We start from the raw sequence: 23808 nt of genomic DNA on the forward strand, positions 1-23808 counted from the left end.
ATAGCTTTACTCATAATTTTAAACCTATGAAAAAATATATAATACTCTTTTTGCTCCTTCCACTATGGGCTTTTTCTCAAAAGGCACTTTCAAAGGAAGAGAAAGAGGTCCGGAAATTTCAGAAAGAACTTAATGCTGAATATTTTAATCCAAAAGAGACTCCGTTAAGAGGAGACAACTTTAAAAACTTTAAAGGTCATCCTTTTTTTCCATTTGATCCTAAATACAGGATAAATGCAAAATTTATCAAATCAAAAGATACCCAACCTTTTGATCTTCCTACCTCTTCCGGAAAGACAAAATCTTATCAGGAATATGGTAAAGCAACATTTACATTGGATGGTAAACTTTATACCCTGACATTATATCAAAGCCTGGATCTAATCAAACAGAAGAAATATAAAAATTATCTTTTCCTTCCGTTCCGTGATGCGACCAATGAAAAAGAAACCTATGGCGGAGGAAAGTATATGGATCTGAGAATTCCGGAAGGGAATACCATTGTGCTGGATTTTAACCAGTCTTATCAGCCATATTGTGCATATAATGCTTATGACTACAATTGTCCTGTTGTTCCTGAGGAAAACAAACTTCCTGTGGAAATACGTGCCGGTGTAATGTATCAGGACATTTATCATCATTAATTATGGTAAGTCTGAAATTTTTTAATCCTGGTGATTTTTCCGGAATCAATTATGTTCTGGACGAAGATCAGCTGCGTTTTACAGCATCAGTAGAACAGGCGTTGGAAAATATAAAGGCTCGGAACGGGAAGGATGCCTTTCCCATCATCATATTGGAGGATGAAAATCCTGCAGGCTTTTTTGTACTTGATTTTGGAAAAGATAAATTGGATATGACAGACAATGAGCATGCAGTCCTGATACGGTCTTTATCCGTAAATCCTGCTATGCAGGGCAGGGGTATCGGAAAAGAAGCTATGATGAAGGTTGATGATTTTGTAAGAAAACATTTCGGAAACTGCAATGAAATTGTACTGGCTGTTAATCAGAAAAACCAATCTGCCTATCATCTTTATACCCGGACAGGATATTCCTATGATGGAAAAACCAGGGCCGGAAGAAGTGGCCTTCAGTATCTGATGTACAAAAAACTTTAATAAAATTTTAGATCTAAATTTTTTTACTGCTGATTTCTTTCTATAACTTTGAGTAACATCAAATTCAAAATATGGAAATATCACTTCACAATCAGGTTGCTTTAGTAACCGGGGCTTCCAGTGGAATCGGTTCAGGAATTGCAAAATCATTAGCTTCAGCAGGTGCTATAGTTATTGTCAATCATTCTTCAGAAAGGTCTCTGGAAGAAGCAAAAGCCGTTTTGAAAGAAATTACAGACTCAGGTGGGCAGGGAATTACCTATCAATGTGATGTTTCTAAAGAAGATCAGGTTGTCCGCATGTTTCAGGATGTAGTAGCAGAATTGGGAACAGTAGATATTCTCATTAATAATGCCGGAATCCAGAAAGATGCAAAATTTACGGAAATGACTTTAGAGCAGTGGAATGCTGTGATAGGAGTTAATCTGACAGGGCAGTTTCTTTGTGCAAGAGAGGCAATCAAAGAATTTTTACGCAGGGGAATAGTCCCTTCACGTTCTGTTGCTTGCGGAAAAATCATCCATATCAGTTCTGTACACGAAATTATTCCCTGGGCCGGACATGCGAATTATGCAGCAAGTAAAGGAGCTATTAGAATGTTGATGCAGACCCTGGCTCAGGAGTACGGAGCAGACAAAATCCGCGTTAATTCTATTTGTCCCGGAGCCATCCAGACCCCCATCAATACGAATGCCTGGAAGACTCCTGAAGCATTGAATTCCCTCCTTACCCTTATTCCTTATAACAGAATCGGACAACCGCAGGATATAGGGAATTTAGCTGCGTTTCTTGCCAGTGATCTTTCCGACTATATTACAGGAGCCAGCATCTTTGTTGATGGCGGAATGACCACGTTTGAGAGTTTTTCTACGGGAGGGTAGAAACGGCCTGCTTCTGATGTCGGTCATTGGAAGGACATTACCGAGGTCATTTATTATCAATACATTTTACAATTGTACAAACAGTTTATCATGTCAGAAAAACAGAGAGTTTCAGATATTTCATGGAAAAAATGGGGACCATACGTAAGTAACCGGGAATGGGGACTGGTGCGTGAAGATTATAGTGAAAACGGTGATGCCTGGAATTATACAACACATGATACAGCAGAGGCTAAAACCTACAGATGGGGCGAAGAAGGAATCTGCGGAATATGTGATGACCTTCAGCAGTTGGTTTTTTCCGTCGGATTTTGGAATAAAAAAGATCGCATGGTAAAAGAACGGTTCTTTGGTCTTACCAATGAACAGGGAAATCATGGCGAGGATGTGAAAGAATATTTTTATTATCTGGATTCTACTCCTACACATTCTTATATGAAGATGCTGTACAAGTACCCGCAAAATGCCTTTCCCTATGAAGAATTGATCAGTATTAATGCAGAAAGAAATAAAACCGAACCTGAATACGAGCTGATTGACACAGGAATTTTTGATACCAATGAATACTTTGATATCTTTATTGAATATGCCAAAGAAAGCCAGAATGATATTTTGGTAAAACTTACCATTATCAATAAATCTGAAAAGGCAGCACCCCTTACTGTATTGCCAACCCTGTGGTTCAGAAATACCTGGAATTGGGGATATGATGATTATAAACCGCAATTGTCAGGAGATAAGAATAATCATATTTATGTAAACCATCGGGCCCTTGATATCAAAAAAGTATATGCAAAAGAATCTTTACCAATTCTGTTTTGTGATAATGAAACGAATAATGAAAGACTTTATCATTCAGAGAATGTGACTCAATATTGTAAAGACGGGATTAATGGTTTTGTATTGACCGGAAATCCGCAGACAATTAATCCGAAAATGACCGGGACTAAAGCATCATTTTATATAGATGAAGTTTTTAAAGCTAAAGAGTCAAAGACGTTTGAGTTCCGGATTTCAGATAAGGACCTGGAAGAGCCGTTCCATGACTTTGATGAAATTTTTAAATTAAGAGTCCGGGAAGCAGATGAGTTTTATACTGATATTCAGAAAGACATCATTTCCGAAGACGAAAAGATGATACAAAGACAGGCATTTGCAGGAATGCTATGGAATAAAATGTTTTATCATTATAATGTGGAAAAATGGTTAAAAGGCGATCCGGCAGAATTACCCCCTCCAAAAACCCGTGATAAAATAAGAAATTATGACTGGAAGCATCTTAATAATGAGCATATTATTTCGATGCCTGATAAATGGGAGTATCCGTGGTATGCCACATGGGATCTGGCATTTCATACCATCAGTTTTTCGTTGATAGATCCTGATTTTGCCAAACACCAGCTGAAGCTTTTCCTGTTTGAATGGTACATGCATCCCAACGGGCAACTTCCGGCTTATGAATGGAATTTCAGTGATGTCAATCCTCCCGTACATGCCTGGGCAGTATTCAGGGTATTTAAAATTGATGAGTATCTCAAAGGGAAACCGGATCTGGAGTTTCTGGAGAGTGCTTTCCAGAAATTATTGATGAATTTTACCTGGTGGGTCAATAAGAAAGATGTCAACGGGAATAATATTTTTGAAGGAGGTTTTCTAGGGCTCGACAATATTGGTGTTTTTGATAGAAATTCTGTACTTCCCAATGGGGAACAGCTGGAACAATCAGACGGGACAAGCTGGATGGCAATGTTCGCCCTGAATATGATGAGAATAGCATTGGAGCTGGCTTTGTATAATAATGTATATGAAGAGATGGCTATGAAGTTTTTCGATCACTTCCTGTCTATTGCTAATTCACTGGATAATATGGGGGATGAAAATTTTAGCCTTTGGGATGATGAAGATGAGTTTTTTTATGATGCTATTGCCTCCAGTGACGGTACTCATATATATTTAAAATTAAGGACAATTGTAGGGCTTATCCCTATGTTTGCTGTAGAGGTGGTTGATGATGAAATGATTGAAAACCTGCCAAATTTTAAAAAGAGAATGAAATGGGTATTGGACAATAAACCCGAATTGGCTGCTTTGGTTTCCAGATGGGAAGTTAAAGGGCAGGATTCCAAACATTTATTATCTCTGCTTCGAGGCCACCGTCTGAAAAGATTGTTAAGCCGGATGCTTAATCCCAACGAATTCCTGAGTGAATATGGAGTGAGAGCATTATCTAAGGAATATGAACAAAATCCCTATACATTAAATTTCAACGATATTGAATATTCGGTGAAATATACACCTGCCGAAAGTGACAGCGGACTTTTCGGGGGAAATAGCAACTGGCGTGGGCCAGTATGGTTTCCCATTAATTTTTTAATTATCGAGAGTCTTCAGCGTTTTTTCTTTTATTATAGTCCTGATTTTCTGGTTGAATATCCTACCGGAAGCGGTAATTATTCTAATTTGGATGAAATTGCCGATTCTTTAAGCCGAAGGCTTGCAAAAATTTTCTTAAGGGACGAAAATGGTAAGCGGCCTGTGAACGGGCAATATGATAGATTCCAGACCGATCCTGATTTTAAGGATTACATTCTGTTTTATGAATATTTTCATGGCGATAGTGGGCGTGGGGTAGGAGCTTCTCATCAAACAGGATGGACAGGGCTTATTGCAAAGATTTTACAGCCAAGGTTCTCCAAAAAGGAAATCGCAGAATCTGAAACTGAAATGCCGGGAAATGTGAGCAGGGACAGCAAGGAATAAGAACATAAAAAAGGATTCAACAATCCAATTCTTGCTTATCACCCTTCTTACTATTCAAAAATCTGCTGGATCACTTCAAGTGAAGCCGGCACTTTAAAATCAGTTATGTGATAATGATAATACACTAACAAGCTGTCTAAGAAATCTTTTCGTGCGGCAGAATGTATTTTAATAGTATACATATTATCGGTACTGAGAGCTTGTTTCCAAATTAAGGAAATCTCTTCGTTGAAAAGCTGGTGAGTCATTCCTGCAGAGAAAGTCCCGGTTTCCGGATCCAGGAATTTCCCTTCACCAACTAATGGGGCCACTCCCTGAATTTTTAATAAACTAAGTAAAAAAAGTAGGTGGGACTGATAATTTTTACCCATTAATTCTTCAATGAACCTTTCAATACTGAAAAAAATACTAAGGTTTTTATTTTCATACTTAAGAACCTGATTCAAAAAATCTGAAATGAAAAAGATAACCGTATTGGCCTTTATATCAGTATAAACATCATTGTTCTTTATCAGTTCAAATTTTGAAACGGAGCATAAGCCCCCGCTTTTTACCGGATTTATAAAGAAATTTAATTTGTTTAACGGCTGCAAAAAAGCTTTCTTTTTATTTTTTTTGGAATAAATCCCTTTCAGAAAGTAAGTCTGAAAGCCTTCCTCTTCTGTAAAACAATGCAGAACAGCATCATTTTCCCCATATTTGATAAACGAAAGTAAAAAACCGTTTTGTGAATTCATTAATTGACTACTCCTATTTTGGCTGTCGCTTTATCAGAACCATCTTCATTAGTCATCAAAACAAAGTAAATCCCCGAGGCAACCCTGATCCCTTTTTGATTATTAAGGTCCCATTCATAATATCCTCCTCTCGCTACTGCCGAATGAACTACATTTCCTGCTGCATCTACAATCCTGATATTTGTTTTTTCCGCTAGACCTTTAATGGTAACTTTTCCTTTAAAATTGGAGTATACCACAGGATTTGGATAAACCACAACATTGCCGAAATTGGAGGTAACATCTGCAACATCTCCCTGGTAGGTTACAATTCCGCTATATGTTACGAAATATACTTTACCTGTTTTCTTATCTATTTTGATATCGGTAACACTATTGGTAGGAAGCGGTGAATTTTCCTTTGTAAAGTGTTTTATAGTTTGTTGCGCATCAGGAGACATGTAATATACGCCTCCGTCTTCTACGGAAATCCATTTATGGTTTCCTTCATCCACTTCTATTTTAAGAATCTGGGAATTCCTGAAAAGTTCTTCGCCAATACCGTTTTGCTCAATAACAATGGGCTCCAGTTTAGGATCCGGAGCTTTTATTTCTGTGGCTGCGTTTGATAATACTTTGATTCCGCTGTAGGTCCCAATCCAGGCGTCCCCGGATTTGTCGATAGCTACTGATAAAGTCCCCGTTGTAAGCCCGTTCGACTCTGTTAATAGAATATCGGTATCATCGGAGAGGTTAGTTGCATTTTTATAATCATATACCCAGAAATTATTAGACTTAGGTAAAGGGGTCCATAGCATATCCTTATAAAAGAAGGTGGTTTGGATGGCATCACTGGCAAGCACAATCTTTTTGATAATAAAATCATCTGCAGCTTTGTCATAAATTCCTATTGAAGGGCTTCCGTCATTAAAACCGAAAGAGATGAAAATATTATTCTGAGGATCGGTGGCAAAACCTACAGGACGCCGGTAAGATGGAATGCTCCCTAAATTATAATACTTCACCATCTCAAAATCCTTATTTGATGCATTATATTTCATTTTATAAACTCCCTGATCAGTAATGGTATAATTTGAAAAGAATACTTCATTATTATCAAGAGGATTTTTAATAGCATCCAGAACATTTATTCGGTAGGCATTATTATTGAAGTAGGAGGGGTAAATCCATTCTGTACCATTAAAATAATAAAAACCTGGTCTTTTGGGATTATTGATTGGAAAGTTATAATTGGCAATCCTTGCCCCGCTAGATACAAGCATTTGGTTATCATCATACAAATTGATTTTGTATGCATAATTAAAATAAGGACCCGAAGGCTTATAAGTATGGTTGCTTTCATCTTTTATCCCTGAAAGGATAGTTCCTCCCAATACTTTTCCGCCTGTCATTATTGCTGTATTACAGTCTTCACCAAGACTTACTGCTCCTAATGAAACTCCATTGTTTCCAAATGTGTATATCCGGTTGTCGGTTACCACAATATTATTAGCGGTCACTACCACATCACGGATATTTCCAAAATTGACAGGCAGTGGAGTCGGAGTACCATTATTGTACATAAATGCAGCTGTATCAGACGAAAATACCAACTCAGATTCCGAATCAATATGCTTGAATACTCCGGGAACTTCGGTTGTCCAAGTGGAATATACAGGGAAAGTGGTGTTCAATTCATGGCTTTTCAGGCCGGTATCTGTTACTGAATATACTTTATTTCCAAATATTGTGGCTTCGTTGCTTGCTGCATACACACCACCGGTAATGAAAAAGGAAGAATCTCCGAATTCTTTCTTCTTTAAATTAAATATGGATACCCCATAGCCTACAGAAATGACAGCCTGATCTCCTGTTATGGAAATGTGATTGATTTTCTTGGAACCATTATAACCAGTAGCAATAGGAATATCAACGATATATTTTATTTCTTGGGGTGTGATTACATCCATAGAACCATTTTCATAGCCAATAAGTCCTGTCTGGGTCTGTGGATTATAATCAAAGGCTGTTATCCCAATGTTATGCAGCCCGTTTGCTTTAGATAACTTTGTAATTTCTCCTGTTGATATCGTATAATAGAATATTCCGTTTTCTGTGGCGGCTATTATTTTTCCATTGTCTTCTTTCATTGCTAAGACATTGTTGTAGGAGAAAAGATCCGCCCATTTTTTTGATGAAATGACCTGTGCTTCTGTAAACTGCAAAGATGCTAAAATACCAAGAGAAATTAGAGAAAGTTTTTTCATATTATACTGTTATGCTGCTGTCTATTGTCTGGTTGTTCCAGGAAATATGCTGTATGTTTTTGTTGGAGTCAAAATAAAAATCTATTCTTCCTAAAAGAAGTCCTGCCCATCCTACCTGGTTCACCAGGACGTTTTTACCCTGCCTGTTGGTAAATGTTTGGGGTTCTGGCAAGAAAGTGTGGGTATGGCCGCCTAAGATAATATCAATATTTTCAGTACTGGCTGCCAGAATTTTATCGCTTATTTTATCCGGTTCATCCTTATAATCGTAACCAATATGGGAAAGACATATCACCAGGTCACATTTTTGATCATTTTTCAGGAAGTTGGAATAATGTTGAGCAACATCAATCGGACTAGAATAAACGGTTTCGCCGTATTGTTTTTTACCCACAAGACCATCCAGCTGAATTCCGACTCCAAATATTCCTACTTTGATTCCGTTTTTATCAAAAATCTTGTACGGAGAGGTCTTCCCATCCAGAACAGTATTTTTAAAATCATAGTTGGAGCAGATAAACGGGAATCTGGCGTTCGGAAGAACTTTCAGAAAGCCATCTAAGCCATTATCAAAGTCATGATTTCCCATAGTGGAAGCATCATACTTCATCATAGACATGAGCTTAAATTCAAGCTCTCCGCCAAAAAAATTAAAATATGGGGTTCCCTGGAAAATATCACCGGAATCAAGAAGCAGTACATTGCTTTCCTGGCTTCTGATTTGCTGGATCAGACTGGCTCTTCTTGCAAAACCTCCCTGGTTAGGATTTTTTACATAGCTTGCATCAAAAGGTTCTATTCTGCTATGCTGGTCATTGGTATGAAGAATAGTCAGTTTACGGGTGGTTTTTAAATCAGGAATTTTTAATTCTTCTGCCATCATCATGCCTGGAGCTAAAGCCATTGCCAAAGATCCACCGCCTATTGCCTTTAAAAAACTTTTTCTATCCATTACTTCTTACCAATAAAATTTAAACGAATATCCGTAGCAGGAATTACTTCCGGATTCTTTTTGAAACATTCAATATATAAATCCCTAAGTTTAACTCCTGTAGCTATTGATTCTCCTTTTGCAAAAAATTTCATATTGTCACCTCCCAACGCAAGATAGTCTGAAGTGGCAATATAATAGTCTCTCTCCGGATCTACTGCTTTTCCATTAATTAATGATTTAACTAATTGCCCGTTATTGGTTTCAATGTATAAGTGAGAGACTGGGTTATTTACCTGTGTTTTTGCATAGTATTCAAAAAGTCCGGACAGATCTGCTCCTTTCATTTTCACAATGATCAGTTCATTTTCGAAAGGCATGACTTCAAATACATTTTTCAGCATAATGTCGCCCTTCCCAATTGTAGTACGGATTCCTCCGATGTTGATGAGGGCAGCATCTACATTCTGTTTAAGATTTGCTTTAGTCCATTGATCTCCTCCTTCCCATGTGTAGTCTGCTAAAAGATTGCCTAAATTGCTATTATCCCCCTGTTTTGTAAGATCTGCATTGGTGTGAGAAATTTTCTGATTCATTTCTCTGTCCAGTCTTTGCTTATATGGTTCAATGATTTTTACAAACTCCTCATCATTCTTTAGCTCATTATTAATAGAAATGTTTTTCTGGGCCGTTACGTTTGCAATACGCAGCGTAGACGCCGTTTTGCAGGCAGTAAGTGATGCCAGAGCAATTCCTAGTAACAAGAATTTATTTTTCATAATATCTTTTAGTATATGCAAATATAACCATATGTATAATAAAACATTATTATTTATTATAAATTCTTAGCGTAAATCATTAAATTTGAAAAAAATAATTCGAACAGATGAGCATTTTAAAAGGAGTAGGTGTTGCCCTGGTGACGCCCTTTAATGAAGATTTATCCGTTGATTTCGACAGTTTGACCAAACTTGTTGAATATAATATCGGGAACGGAACCAATTATTTGGTAGTATTAGGAACGACGGCAGAAGCCGCAACGCTTTCTGATGAGGAAAAGAAACAGGTAATTGAGCATATCATTAAGGTAAATAATAAACGTCTTCCTTTAGTATTAGGAATTGGCGGTAACAATACTCTTGAAGTAAAGAAACAGATAGAAGAGGCAGATCTGTCTGCGTTTGAAGCCGTACTTTCTGTATCTCCATACTATAATAAACCTAATCAGGAAGGTCTTTATCAGCATTATAAGGCGCTGGCTTCCACAGGCAAAAATATTATTATCTATAATGTTCCTTCAAGAACCGGACAGAATGTTGAAGCAGATACAACTCTTCGCCTTGCAAAAGAATTTCCAAATTTATTTATGATTAAAGAGGCTGCACCTAATATCCTTCAGTACTTTGATATTTTAAGAAAGAAACCGGAACATTTCTCTCTTGTTTCAGGAGATGATGAATATACACTGCCGGTTACCCTAGCTGGAGGAAACGGAGTCATTTCTGTTATCGGACAAGGATACCCAAAAGAGTTTTCTACTATGGTACAACTGGCTTTTGAAGGTAAGGTGAAAGAAGCTTATGAAATCCACAACAAGTTGGTTGAAATCACTCGCCTGATATTTGCTGAGGGGAACCCTTGTGGGATTAAAGTAGTACTTGCTGAAAAAGGAATTATTAAAAATTATTTAAGACTGCCTTTGGTAGCTGCTTCAGAAGGACTTTCAGCAAAGATTAAAGATGAAATGACAAAAATTAAAGGATAATCATGATCTGGAATAAGATCTTTTACTTTAAGTAAAATTGATGATCATAACCTATAAACCAAAAGTGGAAAACTCAAGTTTTTCACTTTTTTTAATCATAATAAGAAAACTATGAAATTAATTAAAGCAACGGAAAAGGATATCCCCCTTATTCAGGATCTGGCAAGGAGATCCTGGAAAAGTGCTTATGCAGAAATACTTTCAGAAGAGCAAATGGAATATATGCTTTCCGGAATGTATTCGGATACTGAAATTACCGCCCATCTCAGAAGTCCCGATTATCATTATTATCTGATTCGGGATGAAGATAAGGATTCCTATGAGGGTTTTATAGGATATCAGCATAACTATGAAGAAAAGACTACCAAACTGCACCGTATTTATTTAGTTCCTGAAAGCAAAGGAAAAGGATTGGGGAAAGAGGCTCTTTTGTTTTTGAACCGGAAGGTAAGCGAAAGCGGGAATAAAAGAATTATTCTAAATGTGAATAAACATAATTCCGCCAGAAAGTTCTATGAGTCCCAAGGATACAGGGTTTATGACGAAGGAGTTTTTGATATCGGGAATGGTTTTGTAATGGATGATTACCTGATGGAATTCCTAATTCACAACTAATTGACTTTAAATTTTGTAAATTTATCATGTAATTCTATAACAAGTGATTTCTTTTTTTCATTCATCTTTGCTTCAGAACCAAATCACTTATAATAATACATTCATATGCTTGGTTTTGAGCTGTTTCAGCTTTTTATCAGTATATTTTTTTCATCCTTAGTGTTTAAATTCCTGTATTCTTGAATGCAGGAGTTTTTTGTATTATTATCATTTTATAAAAAAATATACGCTATTTCACATTCAATTGAAATAAATCATTATATTTACTAAAAAATTGGTTTACTTATATTAGGATGAAAATGTATGTAAAATTTGATTTCAATACCCTCTGTAAGAAGATATTGGATGAAAGACTTAAAGAGCATGGGCTGAAATATCGTGTGCTGAACTTTGGTGAAGTTGAGTTCTATGAACCACTCACACAGGAACAACATAATCTTTTTAAGAAAAATCTTGGAGATTACGGCATTGAGATTATAGAAAGCCAGAAGACCGCCTTGGTACAGAAAATAAAGGATACCATTGTAGAACTTGTTTTTTCTGATGAAATTATTCCTGTAAAAGCATCTATTTATATTTCTGAAAAATTGAATCACAGCTATGGTTATCTCTCCAATCTGTTTTCAGAAGTTGCTTTTACTTCCATAGAGAATTTTATTATTCTCCAAAAAATAGAACATGCAAAGGTTCTGATTATAAGAAATAAGCAAAGCCTGACGGAAATTGCCCATAAACTGAATTACTCAAGTGTTGCCCACTTAAGTACCCAGTTTAAAAATACAACCGGCATTACCCCATCCCATTTCCAAAAGATTGTGGGCAAAAGAAGGAAAGCTCAGAATATGGCCACTAATTCTAACATATAATATGAATAAAGAGTTTCTGAACGTAATAGTAGCAGATGACGATGAAAACACTTTAACTTTTTTTAAGAATATATTCAAAGAGCTTAAAATTTCGACAAAGGTCCAATGCTTTAATAACGGAAAAGATTTAATGAAGTATTTGCACAATGCGGATGCCTTCATTCCTGAAATCGTATTTATCAAATATGATTTTCCCGGGAAAGATAGTATGGAATGCATTGAGGAAATCAAATCGGATCTGAAATTTAACAATATGGTAACAGCTATATATGGTGATCAAATTTCGGAAACAGAAATTGAAGATATTTTTGTAAAAGGAGCCAACATTTGCATGAGGAAGCCTGATACCTATGAAGGGTTCAAAAAGATCCTGGCAGAAGTTATTGCCATTAATTGGCAGTATCATACTTCGGGCTTAAATAAAGAGAATTTTATTTTAAAGCTCTGATAAACAGTAAATTTTAATATTACATTTTTTTTAAAAAGTTAATATTTTACGCATAATATTCACTATAATGTGAAAATTTTATAACTAAATGTTAAAATAATATAAAAAAAATATCAATTAATATTCAGACTTTTGTAAATGTAAACATTGCAACACAAATTTGCCATATAATAGAAATGCGGATGAATGAAAAGTAATTGTTTCAACAATAACTAATTATATAATCACAATGTTATTAACAAAATGAATTATATTAATTTCCAACTAGAAAGCATAGAAGATCTTTAAATAAAACGGTACAATCATGAAAACTTGAACGTAGTTGGTGACATTTTTATTCGTTTCATTCCCTCGTCTCCAACATGAACACAGTTAGTTTTTATAATAAGCAAGTTGGAAAAATAATTCATTTTGTTTTTTTATAATTTATTTTAATAGTTAGGGCTTAAAATATTCAAATAGTAAATAAATATTTTCACACCACATCACAAAATATTAAGCCTGACTATTAAAATGAATTTTTAAAGCAAGCGCAAGTAATTTCTTCTAAATAACAGTTTTATAAGGGGACCGTAGGAAAATATTTCTGCGGTTTTTTTATGAAATCTTACTCCATTTGCTTTTTCCCTTATAGTATTTGAGGTAATAATTTTTAATAATCAGATTATCCGGTCTGGCCAGCAAGGGGTCTGCTTCTAAAATTCTTTCAACGGTATTTTTTGTAGTTTTAATGATAGCCGAATCATTTACAAGATCTAATCTCTTAAAATCTACCACACCACTTTGCTGGGTACCTAAAATATCTCCCGGCCCACGAAGCTGCATATCCACCTCCGAAATTTTAAATCCATCATTAGTTTCTGTCATGGTTTTGACACGGGTTCTGCTTTCCTTAGATAATTTATCTGAAGTCATCAGGATACAGTAGCTTTGTTCGGCTCCTCTTCCTACACGGCCCCTAAGCTGATGTAGCTGGGAAAGGCCAAACCGCTCAGCACTTTCAATGACCATTACGGAAGCGTTAGGAACATTCACTCCTACCTCAATTACCGTAGTTGCTACCATGATTTCAGCTTTACCTGAAGCAAAATATGCCATAGCCGCATCTTTTTCATCAGGTTTCATTTTTCCATGCAGCATTGTTACATTATAATCTGAAAAAAAATCCATGACATGTTCCAGGCCTTCTGCAAGATTTTTATAATCCAATGTTTCAGATTCTTCAATAAGAGGATATACAAAATAAACCTGTCTTCCTTTTTTGATTTCATCCTTACAGAAATTATAAACATACAGCCTGTCTTTTTCCCGTCTGTGGGCGGTGATGATAGGTTTTCTTCCCACCGGCATTTCATCAATGACCGAAACATCAAGATCTGAATAAAAACTCATCGCCAATGTTCTTGGAATAGGCGTTGCTGTCATAACCAGGATATGAGGAGGAATTTTGTTTTTTGCCCAAAGTTTGGCACGCTGGGCAACACCAAACCTGTGCTGTTCATCAATAATAGCCAGCCCAAGATTTTTGAACTTAACTTTGTCCTCCAGAACAGCATGAGTTCCTACAAGAATAGAAAGGCTGCCACTTTCAAGTTCTTCATGAATGATTTTTCTTTCCGAACTCCTGGTAGAGCCGGTCAAAAGCCGGACATTTATTCCGGTTTCCTGTAGTAATTCTTTAATGCCATTGTAATGCTGCTGCGCAAGAATTTCCGTAGGAGCCATCATACAACTCTGAAATCCATTGTCCATGGAAATAAGCATGGTAAGCAAAGCTACCATTGTTTTTCCTGAGCCCACATCACCCTGTAAAAGCCTGTTCATTTGAATGGGCCTTTTCATATCCTGGCGAATCTCTTTTAAAACTCTTTTCTGGGCACTGGTAAGCTCAAAAGGAAGATGGTTTTCATAAAAGGTATTAAAGTAATCCCCTATGACAGGGAATGGATTTCCGTAAGACTGTGTCTTGTGATGAAGCTTTTTTAAGCCATAACCCAACTGGAAAAAGAAAGATTCTTCAAATTTCAGCCGATAATCTGCTTTGTCGAAATGTGCCATATCTTTAGGAAAATGTACATTCAGAAAAGCATGCTGCCTCGACATGAATTTGAAAGTTTTCATCAGGTATTCCGGAAAATTTTCTTCAATAAGGCTGGGAATTTCTTTGCAGACATTTCTTAAAATATTCTGGAAGAATTTCTGCCCCAAGCCCCTTTTGGAAAGCTTTTCAGAACCAGGGTAAATAGGCCTCAGACGGGTGTCATTTTCTTTGCTTTCCTCAGCCTCTATTTCCGGATGGGGCATGGAAAACTGCCGGTTAAAGACATTAACCTTTCCAAAAATATATACTTCACGATTAACTGGGATTTGCTCTTTCAGCCATTTTGAATATTGAAACCATACAAGGTCCATACTGCCGGTATGGTCATTAAACCTGGCTGATAGCCTTTTGGTTTTTCCTGTTTGAATTTCCTGTACCTGAGTGATTTTTCCTTTCAGCTGAACATCCAGATTGCTTTCTTCAAGCTGGGATACAGTGTAAACCTTGCTTTTATCCAGATAGCGGATAGGGTAGAAGTTCAGAAGATCTTCCACGGTACTAAGCCCCAATATACTTTTGATAAGTTTGGCTCTGTCAGGACCTATTCCTTTTACGTATTCTATAGAGGTGTCTAAAGTCATTCGAAAAACGAGCCCTAATTTCGGTAAAATAGCTGGAATTTGAAATTTTTAACACCAGAAAATATCAGAAATGGAATAAAAAAAGCTTTCAGAATTGAAAGCTTTGTATCTAATCTTTGATTTTGGATTTGAATTTTTTCTGGTAGTCTTCCCATTGTTCCCTGCTGCGGATTTTTTTAAATAAATCTTTTGAGATCAGTTCCAGATAAGGCTCAAGTTCTTTAGCAGATAATTCTCCCTGCAAAATAGTAATGGGATCACCATGCTCATCCAGAAATACCGTACTTGGAACAGCCCCTACATTCATATATTGTGTAAATTCGTGTAAAGAATTTCTTCCCCTTTTCTGCTCTGTATTAGGATTGGAAAAGGTTCTTCCAAATATTTGAATGCTGTTTTTTTCTTCTGCATTAAATTTTACAGGATAATAATTTTCATTTAAATTCTGAGCAATGACAGGGTGTCCATATGTTTTTTTATCCATGATCTTACATGGGCCACACCAGTCAGCATAGAAATCAATAAGGATCTTTTTGGGATTTTCTTTTTGAGCTTTCAGAGCATCTTCAATCGTCATCCACTTTACCTGGGCAAAATTAAAATTTAATATAAGTAACAATAATATGCTTAAAATTTTCTTCATAATTTGATATTTATGTAAAAATAAGCATAATTACTTATTTTTTATTTTACATCTTGCATTAATTTTTTCACGTACGGAGATATCAAAATTAATACCACTCCGGCAATGATCGCATACAATCCCAATTGTTTATATCCATCAGTATAAGTGATCAATTCATCATAGTTAGTGGAACCTTCTTTGGCAGTAGCAAGACTGGCACCGATAATCCCTGCCACATATTGTCCATAAGCTGATGCCAGAAACCACATTCCCATCATCATTCCCTGAAGGTTTTTGGTAGAAAGTTTGGTCATAATAGAAAGCCCGATAGGAGAGAGGCAAAGTTCTCCGAGAGTAATGATCAATAATGCCAGTGTAAAGAAATTCAGTGAAGTGACTCCCTGAAGGTTGGCAAAAAATCGTGTAGCAAATAAAACATAATATCCTAATCCCAGGAAAATAAATCCTAATCCGAATTTAATAATGGTATTGGGTTCAATTTTTCTTTTGTTCAGCCATATCCAAAGCAACCCGATAACAGGGGCAAGGAAAATAATGAAGAACGCCCCTCCCGAATTATTGACACCGTTAGGATCCAATCCGAATAAGTCCTTATTCAGGTTTTTTGCTGCAAAAATACTTAATGAACCACCGCTTTGTTCATAAATTCCCCAGAAAATGATTGAGAATATAATGAAGACAAGTGCTGCCCAAAGCTTTTTACGTTCTGAAGCTGTTACTTTAGACATTTCATAGAACAAATAGATTAATGTTAAAGGACCTATTGTCCACATAAAATAATCTGTATATTCTGTTTTCGCAACCATAGTCATAATGATAGGAACGAAAACCAATGATAAAATATATACTCCATACTCTTTCCATTTAGGAATAGGAGCAGATTTCGTTTCTGCTAAAGGATGTCCGGGCTGTAAACCAATAGTTCCCAGCCTTCTCTGAGTAAAAACAAAGTTGATCAGACTTACAACCATTACAATGGCAGCCAGTCCGAAAGCAATATGCCACCTCATTTCTTCCGCAATAATATTACCCAGAAACTCTCCTTTCCCGATAGCAATACAAAGGTATCCGCCTAATAAGGCCCCAAGATTAATTCCTGCATAAAACAATGAAAAACCTGCATCAGCTCTTGAATCATTAGGTTTATAAAGCTGACCTACCATTGATGAAATATTAGGTTTAAAAAAACCTGTTCCCACTACCGTAAATGCAATTCCCAAGAAGAAGAATTGATGAGGATCAGTTGCCAGAATCAAACTTCCTACGATCATCAGAAGTCCGCCCCAAAAAAGAGATTTTCTGAATCCTAAAATTTTATCGGCAAAAAGCCCTCCGATAAAGGTAAAGGCATATACAAAAGCCTGAGTGGCTCCATACTGAAGGTTGGCTTCTTTTTCGTGGAAATTGAGCTGTGAGATCATAAAGAAAACCAGCATTCCACGCATTCCGTAGAAACAGAAACGTTCCCACATTTCAGAGAAAAACAGACTCCAGATTTGTCTGGGGTATTTTCCTTTGAAATTTTGTATTTCATCTAAAGTTAAGCTCATAACGCTATATGATTAAGTTTTAATTAAGGGTTTTTATTGTCCTGATCCAGTTCAAAACGGATTCTGTCCTGGTCTATGATTTGTTTGAGTTCTTCTTCTTTTGGGAGGTACAGCAGGTATTTGCTGGCAAATAAATTATTTTTATCATTCAGGACGGAATATTTTACAATAGTTTCATCCTTTTCCGAACACAGTAAAATTCCAATGGTAGGATTATCTCCTTCACCACGCTTCAGATCATCATACATTCTTACATACATATCGATCTGGCCAATATCCTGATGAGAAAGTTCTCCTGTCTTAAGATCAATGATAACAAAGCATTTTAAGATATAATTGTAAAATACCAGATCAATATAAAAGTCCGAAGTATCGGTGGAAATATGCTGCTGCCTTGCTACAAATGCAAACCCTTTCCCAAATTCCAGCAGAAATTTCTGAATGTGATCTATGATTGCCGTTTCAATCTCTTTTTCGGAAAATTGTTCATCGGCTTTTAAACCAAGAAATTCAAAAATATAAGGATCTTTCAGAACGCTCTGGATATTTTCAGCTGAAGATTTTTTATGTTCTAAAACTCTTTCATAGGCGAGCGAATTGATTTGTCTTTTTAAATCCCTTACATTCCAGTTGTTTTGTACGGCCTCATTGAGATAATAGTTTCTTTTGTGTTTATCATCCTGGCTTGAAAGAAGCCTGTAATGAGACCAGCTCAATTGTTGAGACAATGTGTCAACAATTGGAAAAGCAATATAAAACTTCCGCATATTGGAAAGATTGGTGTAATCAAACCCCTTTCCAAATTCTAATGTGAGTTTTTGGGAAAGATTTTTTAACGTGTATTTTCCATATTCAGCACGTTCTTTTCCTTGTTGTTCATCTTCCACAATCAGTTTTCCGATTTGCCAATAGGTAAGCAGTAAGGTAGAATTCGCTATTCGAAAAACTTTTTCGCGCGATTGCCTAATAATTTCCTTTACGGACTGGAATAAAGAATCTTCGGAAATTTCCATCGTACGAAAATAAAAAAAACCTCCGACTTAGCAGAGGTTTTATTCTATTTTGTTGATACAATTAGTTTACACCGTGCATCATTTTCTTTAAGATCGGTGAAATCAGACCTAAAATTACAGCTGCAATACCACAAAGTACTACAAATACCATGAAAAACTCAAATAAATTGTGGATTTCAAATCCTGCAAAGGTAGGATTGTGTAATGGTAGCTGGGCTTTTTCAAATGCCGCAATCTGATCTGCTGTCAGGGTCACTTTTTTGTCCAGAACATCCTGAAGGTTTACTCCGATTTCCTGGGCTTTTTTGAATTTATCCCCTGTTGCAGGGATAAGGGCTCCTAATGAACCGGCCAATGCATATCCTGCTGCATTGGAAATGAAGAAAACGCCATATAATAAAGAAGCGAATCTTTTTGGAGCCAGTTTTCCTACTAACGATAAACCGATCGGAGACAGGCAAAGCTCACCACAGGTTTGGATAAAGTATAATAACATCAGCCATTTGATAGCCAATAATCCTGAATTGCCAAGATCTTTTACATTGTGTGCAATGATAAAATAAGAAAGCGCGATCAGAGCAAGCCCCATAGCCTGTTTGAACGGAGATACCGGCTCTTTCCCTTTTGCTCTCAATTTATCCCAGATTAAACTGAACGGAACCGCTAAAATAACTACAAAGATTCCGTTAAAGATCTGAACCATTGAAGGAGGCATATTCCATCCTAAAATGTTTCTGTCTGTTTGGTTGTCTGCAATGAACGTTAGTGAAGAACCAGCCTGTTCGAAAGCTGCCCAGAAGAAAATAATAAAGAATGATACAATATAAATTACCCAGATCCTTTGTCTTTCAACTTTATTTTCAGCAGAAGTCATGATCAGGAAGGCTAATGCGATACCTGCCGCATAGATGAAAGGATAAATGATTCCCTTAATCAGCTGTCCCATTTCCACTGAATTGAACCCGAATTCTCCTACAAGCAAATATCTGAAAGCAAAGAAAAGAGCAATAAATATAACTCCCGTAATCGCTAAAAACTGGCTTGAGAACTTTGCTGTTTGAGATTCTCCTTCTTCAAAATCTGCGGTTGTATTATTTTTTGGTAACCCACCGATAGGCCTTCCTTCAGGAGTTACTACGTATTTGTTTTTAAGGATAAAGAAAGTTACAGTTCCGATTATCATAGCAATAGAAGCTGCAAGGAATCCCCATTTGAAGGCAAAAATGTCTCTTACCCCGGTTGTAGCATCTTTTACATCTCCCAGATACGGACAGATAAACTGCCCGAGGAACGCGCCAATGTTGATCCCCATATAGAAAATGGTGAAGGCAGAATCAAGTTTTGATTTTTCCTGCTTAGGATAAAGACTTCCCACCATTGATGAAATATTCGGTTTGAAGAATCCATTACCGAAGATAATAATAAACAGGGCCAGCCACATGATAAGTTTTGCACTTCCAATATCCGCAGAGAAAGTGGAGGCACTGATGAACAGTAAAAACTGACCGATAGCCATTAATGATCCACCAATGATGATAGCATATCTGTTTCCGATATATTTATCAGCAATAAATCCTCCTAAAAGAGGTGTTAAATAACATAAAGCGAGAAATCCACCATAGATGATCGCTGCATCAGCTTCTTTTATCAATAAGGAATTTACCATAAAGAGCGTTAAAAGTGCTCTCATTCCATAAAAGTTGAAACGCTCCCACATTTCTGTTCCGAAAAGAACCCATAACCCTTTCGGATGTCTGGAATTCTTATTCTCTACAAATTCATCCGGCTTCGGACTCAATGCTTCAATATTATCCATTTCTATTGTTAATTTTTGTTAAGACTGACAAATATAGTTTATTTTGGGTTTTTGGCAAGTTTTTAATTTTATTTTTAAATAAAAAAGCTGCGGAACTATTCCGCAGCTTGCTATTCTTTATAATATTAAGGATTAATGTCCTTTTTCCTTCATGATTTTATTTAATCTTTTTAACATGGAAAGTCCTAAAAGGGTAGCAAATATTAACAAAGCGAAATTTACAAGGAAATAATTCGTTTTATTTTCATAGTTATACCATGTACTTGCCAGGATTCCTGAAAGTTTATTCCCCACAGAATTGGCCAGAAAGAATCCTCCCATCATCAATGCCGTAATTCTTGCAGGTGAAAGCTTTGAAACAAAAGATAATCCCATGGGAGAAAGACATAGTTCTCCGATCGTGATCACTCCATAGCTGGCTACCAGCCACAACGGAGAAACTTTTACTGCTCCGTTATCTCCGGCGATTACCGCTAGAACCATCACTAAACAGGATAAACCTGAAATAAACAATCCCAAAACGATTTTGGTGGGAGTTAGAGGTTCTTTTCCCCTTCTTCTTAATAATGCCCAGAAGCCTACAATAACAGGAGTTAAAGCAATTACCCAGAATGGATTAATAGACTGGAACAATTCCGTATTATACAGATACACTTTATTTTCAGGATTTTTCTCTAAAGCAGCACGCTGCTCAGGTGAGATATTTTTAAAATAAACATCTTTCCCTATTTCCTTTTTAGTATCTCCGTTGTCATCTTTTTGAGACCTGAATTGGTTATCATATACAGGAACTTCTTTATCTTCAAAGCTTTTACCGTCTACCATATAAATCCCTTCCAATGGTTTTTCCAGAGCAGCAGGAACACTTCTGTCCGTATAATAGTTAGCCCATCTTGTCAGGGCAGTACCGTTTTGTTTGAAAACCGCCCAGAAAAACATACTGATCAAAAATACAGAAAGCAGGGCTCCGATTGATGATTTTTCCTCAGGCTTAGCTTTAAAGTATAATGAAGCATAAAAGTAAATAACAGGAACACAGGCAAAGATGAAAGCGTCCGTACTGTCACTTCCAAAGATATTGCCCGGGATAAACCAACCAATCGCGCCGGCGATGATGGCAGGAACAAATACTTTAATTAGAATTTCAGAAAGCTTCGTATCACCTTCCTGTACAGGTTTCATTTGTGCAGCATGGATGTAGTGCTTTCTACCGATTGTGAAAATAACCATACCAATCAGCATTCCGACCCCGGCAGTAATGAAGGCTTCCCCCCAACCAAATTTATTACGCATAAATGCCGCAATAATGTTACAGATGAATGCTCCGATATTGATTCCCATATAAAAAATATTGTATCCCGAATCTTTATTGGCTTTATAAGGTTCTTCAGAATAAAGATTTCCCAAAAGGGTAGATATGGTAGGTTTAAAGAAACCATTTCCGATGATGATCAGGGCCAGGGAAGTATAAAATAAAGGCAAATCTTTGAAAACTCCCATTCCAATGTATCCTGCAGCCATTAGAAAGCCACCGAGATAAATAGATTTGATATATCCTAAAACCCTGTCAGCCAGGAAACCTCCGATAAACGGAGTAAGGTAAGTCAGTGCAATATAAGTTCCGAAAATGTCATCAGCAGTTTTGTCCGGAAGTCCAAGCCCTCCTTTCATACCGGTCGGCTCAATTACATACAGAACAAAGATTCCAAGAATCAGGTAGTACCCGAAACGCTCCCACATTTCTGTAAAAAAGAGATAGGGCAGCCCTTTAGGATGTTTAGTCTTCATATATTCAAATTTCAAATTCCTCAAAAATAAGTTTTTAATTTCAATTGATAAAATAAATAATACAAGCCCGGATGATTAATGAAATAAATATAAATCCGGATTAAAATTCACTTTCTTATCCAAATGATCTTACAGAAAATTATATGAGACTAAAAAGGATAACATCTGTTGTACAAATTTTACAGATAATTGCAAAAAGAATTCATATGTATTTCTCTTACAGGAGATATTCATTTTATATCTTCAAAGTTGTCAATAATGACGCAAATGATATAAAAAAAACATTATGAAGAATTTAAAAAAACTTTTGAAAAATGATTTGAAAACTATTGAAGGAGGTTTCATAAAAGATGACGGATGTCGTTATAAATGTTGTTGGAATAATCAACCTGGTAATTGTAGTGAAACAATTACTGCTGCACCGGGACAAACTGTTAGTTGCGTAGAAGGAGCAAAGCTGGTATTAATAAATGGATAAACGAGATATGAGAACTGAATGCAGCTGATATTTACATCAGCTGTGTTTTATTTATTAATGATATGAAGAATATATTTTTAACTTTTATATTATTAGTTCAGGTAATATCTGCACAAAATAAGAGATTTATATATCAATATGATTTTATACCTGATTCTACAGCTAAAGACAAAATGGTAAAAGAGCTTATGCTTTTAGATATAACAAATGGTATTTCAAGATTTACCAGCCAAAGAAAATATATTTCAGATTCAACCATTATTTCTCCTGCTAATGTGGGGAAAATGGTAATGCCTCCGATGGATTTAAATATATTTTATACGATAGAGAAAAATAATGGAATAGTTTTTTTTAAAACTAATGACTACGGCCTAGGTAAAATCAAAGTTGAAGACAATAGGGATATAAAATGGAATATTTTTGAAGAAAAACAAACTTTTTTAACTTACACCATACAAAAAGCAAGTTGTAGTTTTGGTGGAAGAAAATGGATAGCTTGGTTTACACAGGATATTCCTCTTCAAGATGGTCCCTATAAATTCCACGGACTCCCAGGACTTATTGTTAAAATTGAAGATTTAACACGCAGTCATATCTTTAAACTTGTAGGGATTTCCAATTTACGCAATGATTATATATACCCATTCCGTAATAAAGAAATGGAAGAAAAAAAAATTGACTTAACAAGTTTTCAAAAATATTATTTACAATACAGAAATGATCCTGGGATAGAAATTAGACAACTTTATATGCAAGGAAAATTGCCTGACCAGACCGATACTTCAGGAAACTTCAGGACAGGGGCCGAAATAGTAAGAGAAGTTGAAGCATTGGCAAAAGAAAGAATTAAAAAAGACAATAATATTATTGAAATTGATTTGTTGAAATAAAATGTTTTTTCTATTCAACCATACTATTTATATACAACACGCCTGTAACTTATACCTTTTGTAATGATAATGTAATCAAAAAGTTTGATCTCACCGATCTAGCCTTATAGGTAAGCTCAAATTGCATACAAAAAACAAACATTCCATAAAACAGGCGGTAGCCCTAAACATTAATGGAATGGATTTAAATTTCAGTTCTGATATAAGATTTCCCTTCTAAGCGTATTTTCAAAGCATTCATACAATTTTTATAATTGTTGTACAAGCAAATTACACGAAATATACACATGTATTTCTCTTTTATGTGACATTTGTTTTCTAGTTTCGAAGGTGTCAATAGTGACATAAAATCATTTAAAAAAAACATTATGAAGAATTTAAAAAAAATTTCGAGAAATGAGTTAAAAATTATTGAGGGCGGTTTCGTAGGAGATGATAGTGAAGGAGGATATTATAAATGCTGTTCTAATAACAGTGATGCCTGTAGTGAATGTGTCTATATAAGATCCAGACCTAGATGTAGTAGTGGATCTTATCCTGTAGCTTGCTAAAAAATGAGGTTGTCTCAAAATATCA

General features: G+C 36.0%; 21 protein-coding genes. 11 read left to right on the forward strand and 10 right to left on the reverse strand.

What is annotated here, in order from left to right; translation table 11 throughout:
* The first annotated feature begins 26 nt into the window (after positions 1–26).
* From OK18_RS11960 to OK18_RS11975, 4 genes are all read left to right on the forward strand, one after another.
* Entirely contained in the window at positions 27–644 is a 618-nt protein-coding gene (locus OK18_RS11960) for a DUF1684 domain-containing protein (protein WP_050022132.1), read from the forward strand.
* 2 nt (positions 645–646) lie between these two features.
* Complete coding sequence (locus OK18_RS11965) at positions 647–1120, forward strand: GNAT family N-acetyltransferase (protein ID WP_050022109.1); 474 nt, start codon at positions 647–649, stop codon at positions 1118–1120.
* A 71-nt stretch (positions 1121–1191) separates the two neighbouring features.
* A complete protein-coding gene (locus OK18_RS11970; protein WP_053328134.1) occupies positions 1192–2001 on the forward strand; it encodes a glucose 1-dehydrogenase in 810 nt (269 codons plus the stop codon).
* Between the two features lie 90 nt (positions 2002–2091).
* A complete protein-coding gene (locus tag OK18_RS11975; protein WP_053328135.1) occupies positions 2092–4761 on the forward strand; it encodes an MGH1-like glycoside hydrolase domain-containing protein in 2670 nt (889 codons plus the stop codon).
* A 50-nt stretch (positions 4762–4811) separates the two neighbouring features.
* Here OK18_RS11975 and recO read toward each other — a convergent pair whose 3' ends face one another.
* The 4 genes from recO to OK18_RS11995 are packed head-to-tail and all read right to left on the reverse strand — an operon-like array spanning position 4812 to position 9454.
* Positions 4812–5498 carry a DNA repair protein RecO gene (gene recO / locus OK18_RS11980; protein ID WP_053328136.1) on the reverse strand — a complete coding sequence of 229 codons (687 nt, stop codon included), beginning with the start codon at positions 5496–5498 and terminating at the stop codon, positions 4812–4814.
* Positions 5498–7744 (reverse strand): type IX secretion system anionic LPS delivery protein PorZ, encoded by a 2247-nt coding sequence (gene porZ / locus OK18_RS11985; RefSeq protein WP_174441956.1) that lies wholly within the window; start codon positions 7742–7744, stop codon positions 5498–5500. The genes recO and porZ overlap by 1 nt, the downstream gene beginning before the upstream one ends.
* A 1-nt stretch (position 7745) precedes the next feature.
* Positions 7746–8696 (reverse strand): bifunctional metallophosphatase/5'-nucleotidase, encoded by a 951-nt coding sequence (locus OK18_RS11990; protein WP_053328137.1) that lies wholly within the window; start codon positions 8694–8696, stop codon positions 7746–7748.
* Positions 8696–9454 (reverse strand): 5'-nucleotidase C-terminal domain-containing protein, encoded by a 759-nt coding sequence (locus OK18_RS11995; RefSeq protein ID WP_053328138.1) that lies wholly within the window; start codon positions 9452–9454, stop codon positions 8696–8698. The genes OK18_RS11990 and OK18_RS11995 overlap by 1 nt, the downstream gene beginning before the upstream one ends.
* A 107-nt stretch (positions 9455–9561) precedes the next feature.
* On the opposite strand from OK18_RS11995, the gene dapA reads away from it, so the two are divergent.
* The 4 genes from dapA (at position 9562) to OK18_RS12015 (ending at position 12369) form a co-directional block, all read left to right on the forward strand.
* Positions 9562–10440 carry a 4-hydroxy-tetrahydrodipicolinate synthase gene (gene dapA / locus OK18_RS12000; protein ID WP_050022111.1) on the forward strand — a complete coding sequence of 293 codons (879 nt, stop codon included), beginning with the start codon at positions 9562–9564 and terminating at the stop codon, positions 10438–10440.
* 111 nt (positions 10441–10551) lie between these two features.
* On the forward strand, positions 10552–11055 hold the full coding sequence (locus tag OK18_RS12005; RefSeq protein WP_053328139.1) for a GNAT family N-acetyltransferase: 504 nt from the start codon (positions 10552–10554) through the stop codon (positions 11053–11055).
* Positions 11056–11348: 293 nt separating this feature from the next.
* A complete protein-coding gene (locus OK18_RS12010; protein ID WP_050022113.1) occupies positions 11349–11921 on the forward strand; it encodes a helix-turn-helix domain-containing protein in 573 nt (190 codons plus the stop codon).
* 1 nt (position 11922) lies between these two features.
* Positions 11923–12369, forward strand: a complete 447-nt coding sequence (locus OK18_RS12015) for a response regulator (protein ID WP_053328140.1) — start codon at positions 11923–11925, stop codon at positions 12367–12369.
* Between the two features lie 597 nt (positions 12370–12966).
* Here OK18_RS12015 and recG read toward each other — a convergent pair.
* The 6 genes from recG to OK18_RS12045 form a co-directional block, all read right to left on the reverse strand.
* Positions 12967–15051: an ATP-dependent DNA helicase RecG gene (gene recG, locus OK18_RS12020; RefSeq protein WP_053328141.1), complete on the reverse strand. Its 2085-nt coding sequence runs from the start codon at positions 15049–15051 to the stop codon at positions 12967–12969.
* Between the two features lie 109 nt (positions 15052–15160).
* Positions 15161–15694, reverse strand: a complete 534-nt coding sequence (locus tag OK18_RS12025; RefSeq protein WP_050022116.1) for a thioredoxin family protein — start codon at positions 15692–15694, stop codon at positions 15161–15163.
* 41 nt (positions 15695–15735) lie between these two features.
* Positions 15736–17247 (reverse strand): peptide MFS transporter, encoded by a 1512-nt coding sequence (locus tag OK18_RS12030; protein WP_050022117.1) that lies wholly within the window; start codon positions 17245–17247, stop codon positions 15736–15738.
* Positions 17248–17270: 23 nt separating this feature from the next.
* Positions 17271–18260, reverse strand: coding sequence for a PDDEXK nuclease domain-containing protein (locus OK18_RS12035; protein ID WP_050022118.1), 990 nt, complete (start codon positions 18258–18260; stop codon positions 17271–17273).
* 61 nt (positions 18261–18321) lie between these two features.
* Positions 18322–20076 (reverse strand): peptide MFS transporter, encoded by a 1755-nt coding sequence (locus tag OK18_RS12040; protein WP_053328142.1) that lies wholly within the window; start codon positions 20074–20076, stop codon positions 18322–18324.
* 132 nt (positions 20077–20208) lie between these two features.
* Entirely contained in the window at positions 20209–21864 is a 1656-nt protein-coding gene (locus tag OK18_RS12045) for a peptide MFS transporter (RefSeq protein WP_050022119.1), read from the reverse strand.
* Positions 21865–22150: 286 nt separating this feature from the next.
* On the opposite strand from OK18_RS12045, the gene OK18_RS12050 reads away from it, so the two are divergent.
* The 3 genes from OK18_RS12050 (at position 22151) to OK18_RS21995 (ending at position 23783) form a co-directional block, all read left to right on the forward strand.
* Positions 22151–22342 carry a bacteriocin-like protein gene (locus tag OK18_RS12050; protein WP_053328143.1) on the forward strand — a complete coding sequence of 64 codons (192 nt, stop codon included), beginning with the start codon at positions 22151–22153 and terminating at the stop codon, positions 22340–22342.
* A gap of 62 nt (positions 22343–22404) precedes the next feature.
* On the forward strand, positions 22405–23232 hold the full coding sequence (locus tag OK18_RS12055) for a GLPGLI family protein (protein WP_053328144.1): 828 nt from the start codon (positions 22405–22407) through the stop codon (positions 23230–23232).
* A 368-nt stretch (positions 23233–23600) separates the two neighbouring features.
* Positions 23601–23783: a bacteriocin-like protein gene (locus tag OK18_RS21995; RefSeq protein WP_431355465.1), complete on the forward strand. Its 183-nt coding sequence runs from the start codon at positions 23601–23603 to the stop codon at positions 23781–23783.
* Positions 23784–23808: the final 25 nt, after the last annotated feature.

Origin of the sequence: Chryseobacterium gallinarum (assembly GCF_001021975.1) — a bacterium.
Taxonomy (GTDB): Bacteria; Bacteroidota; Bacteroidia; order Flavobacteriales; family Weeksellaceae; genus Chryseobacterium; species Chryseobacterium gallinarum.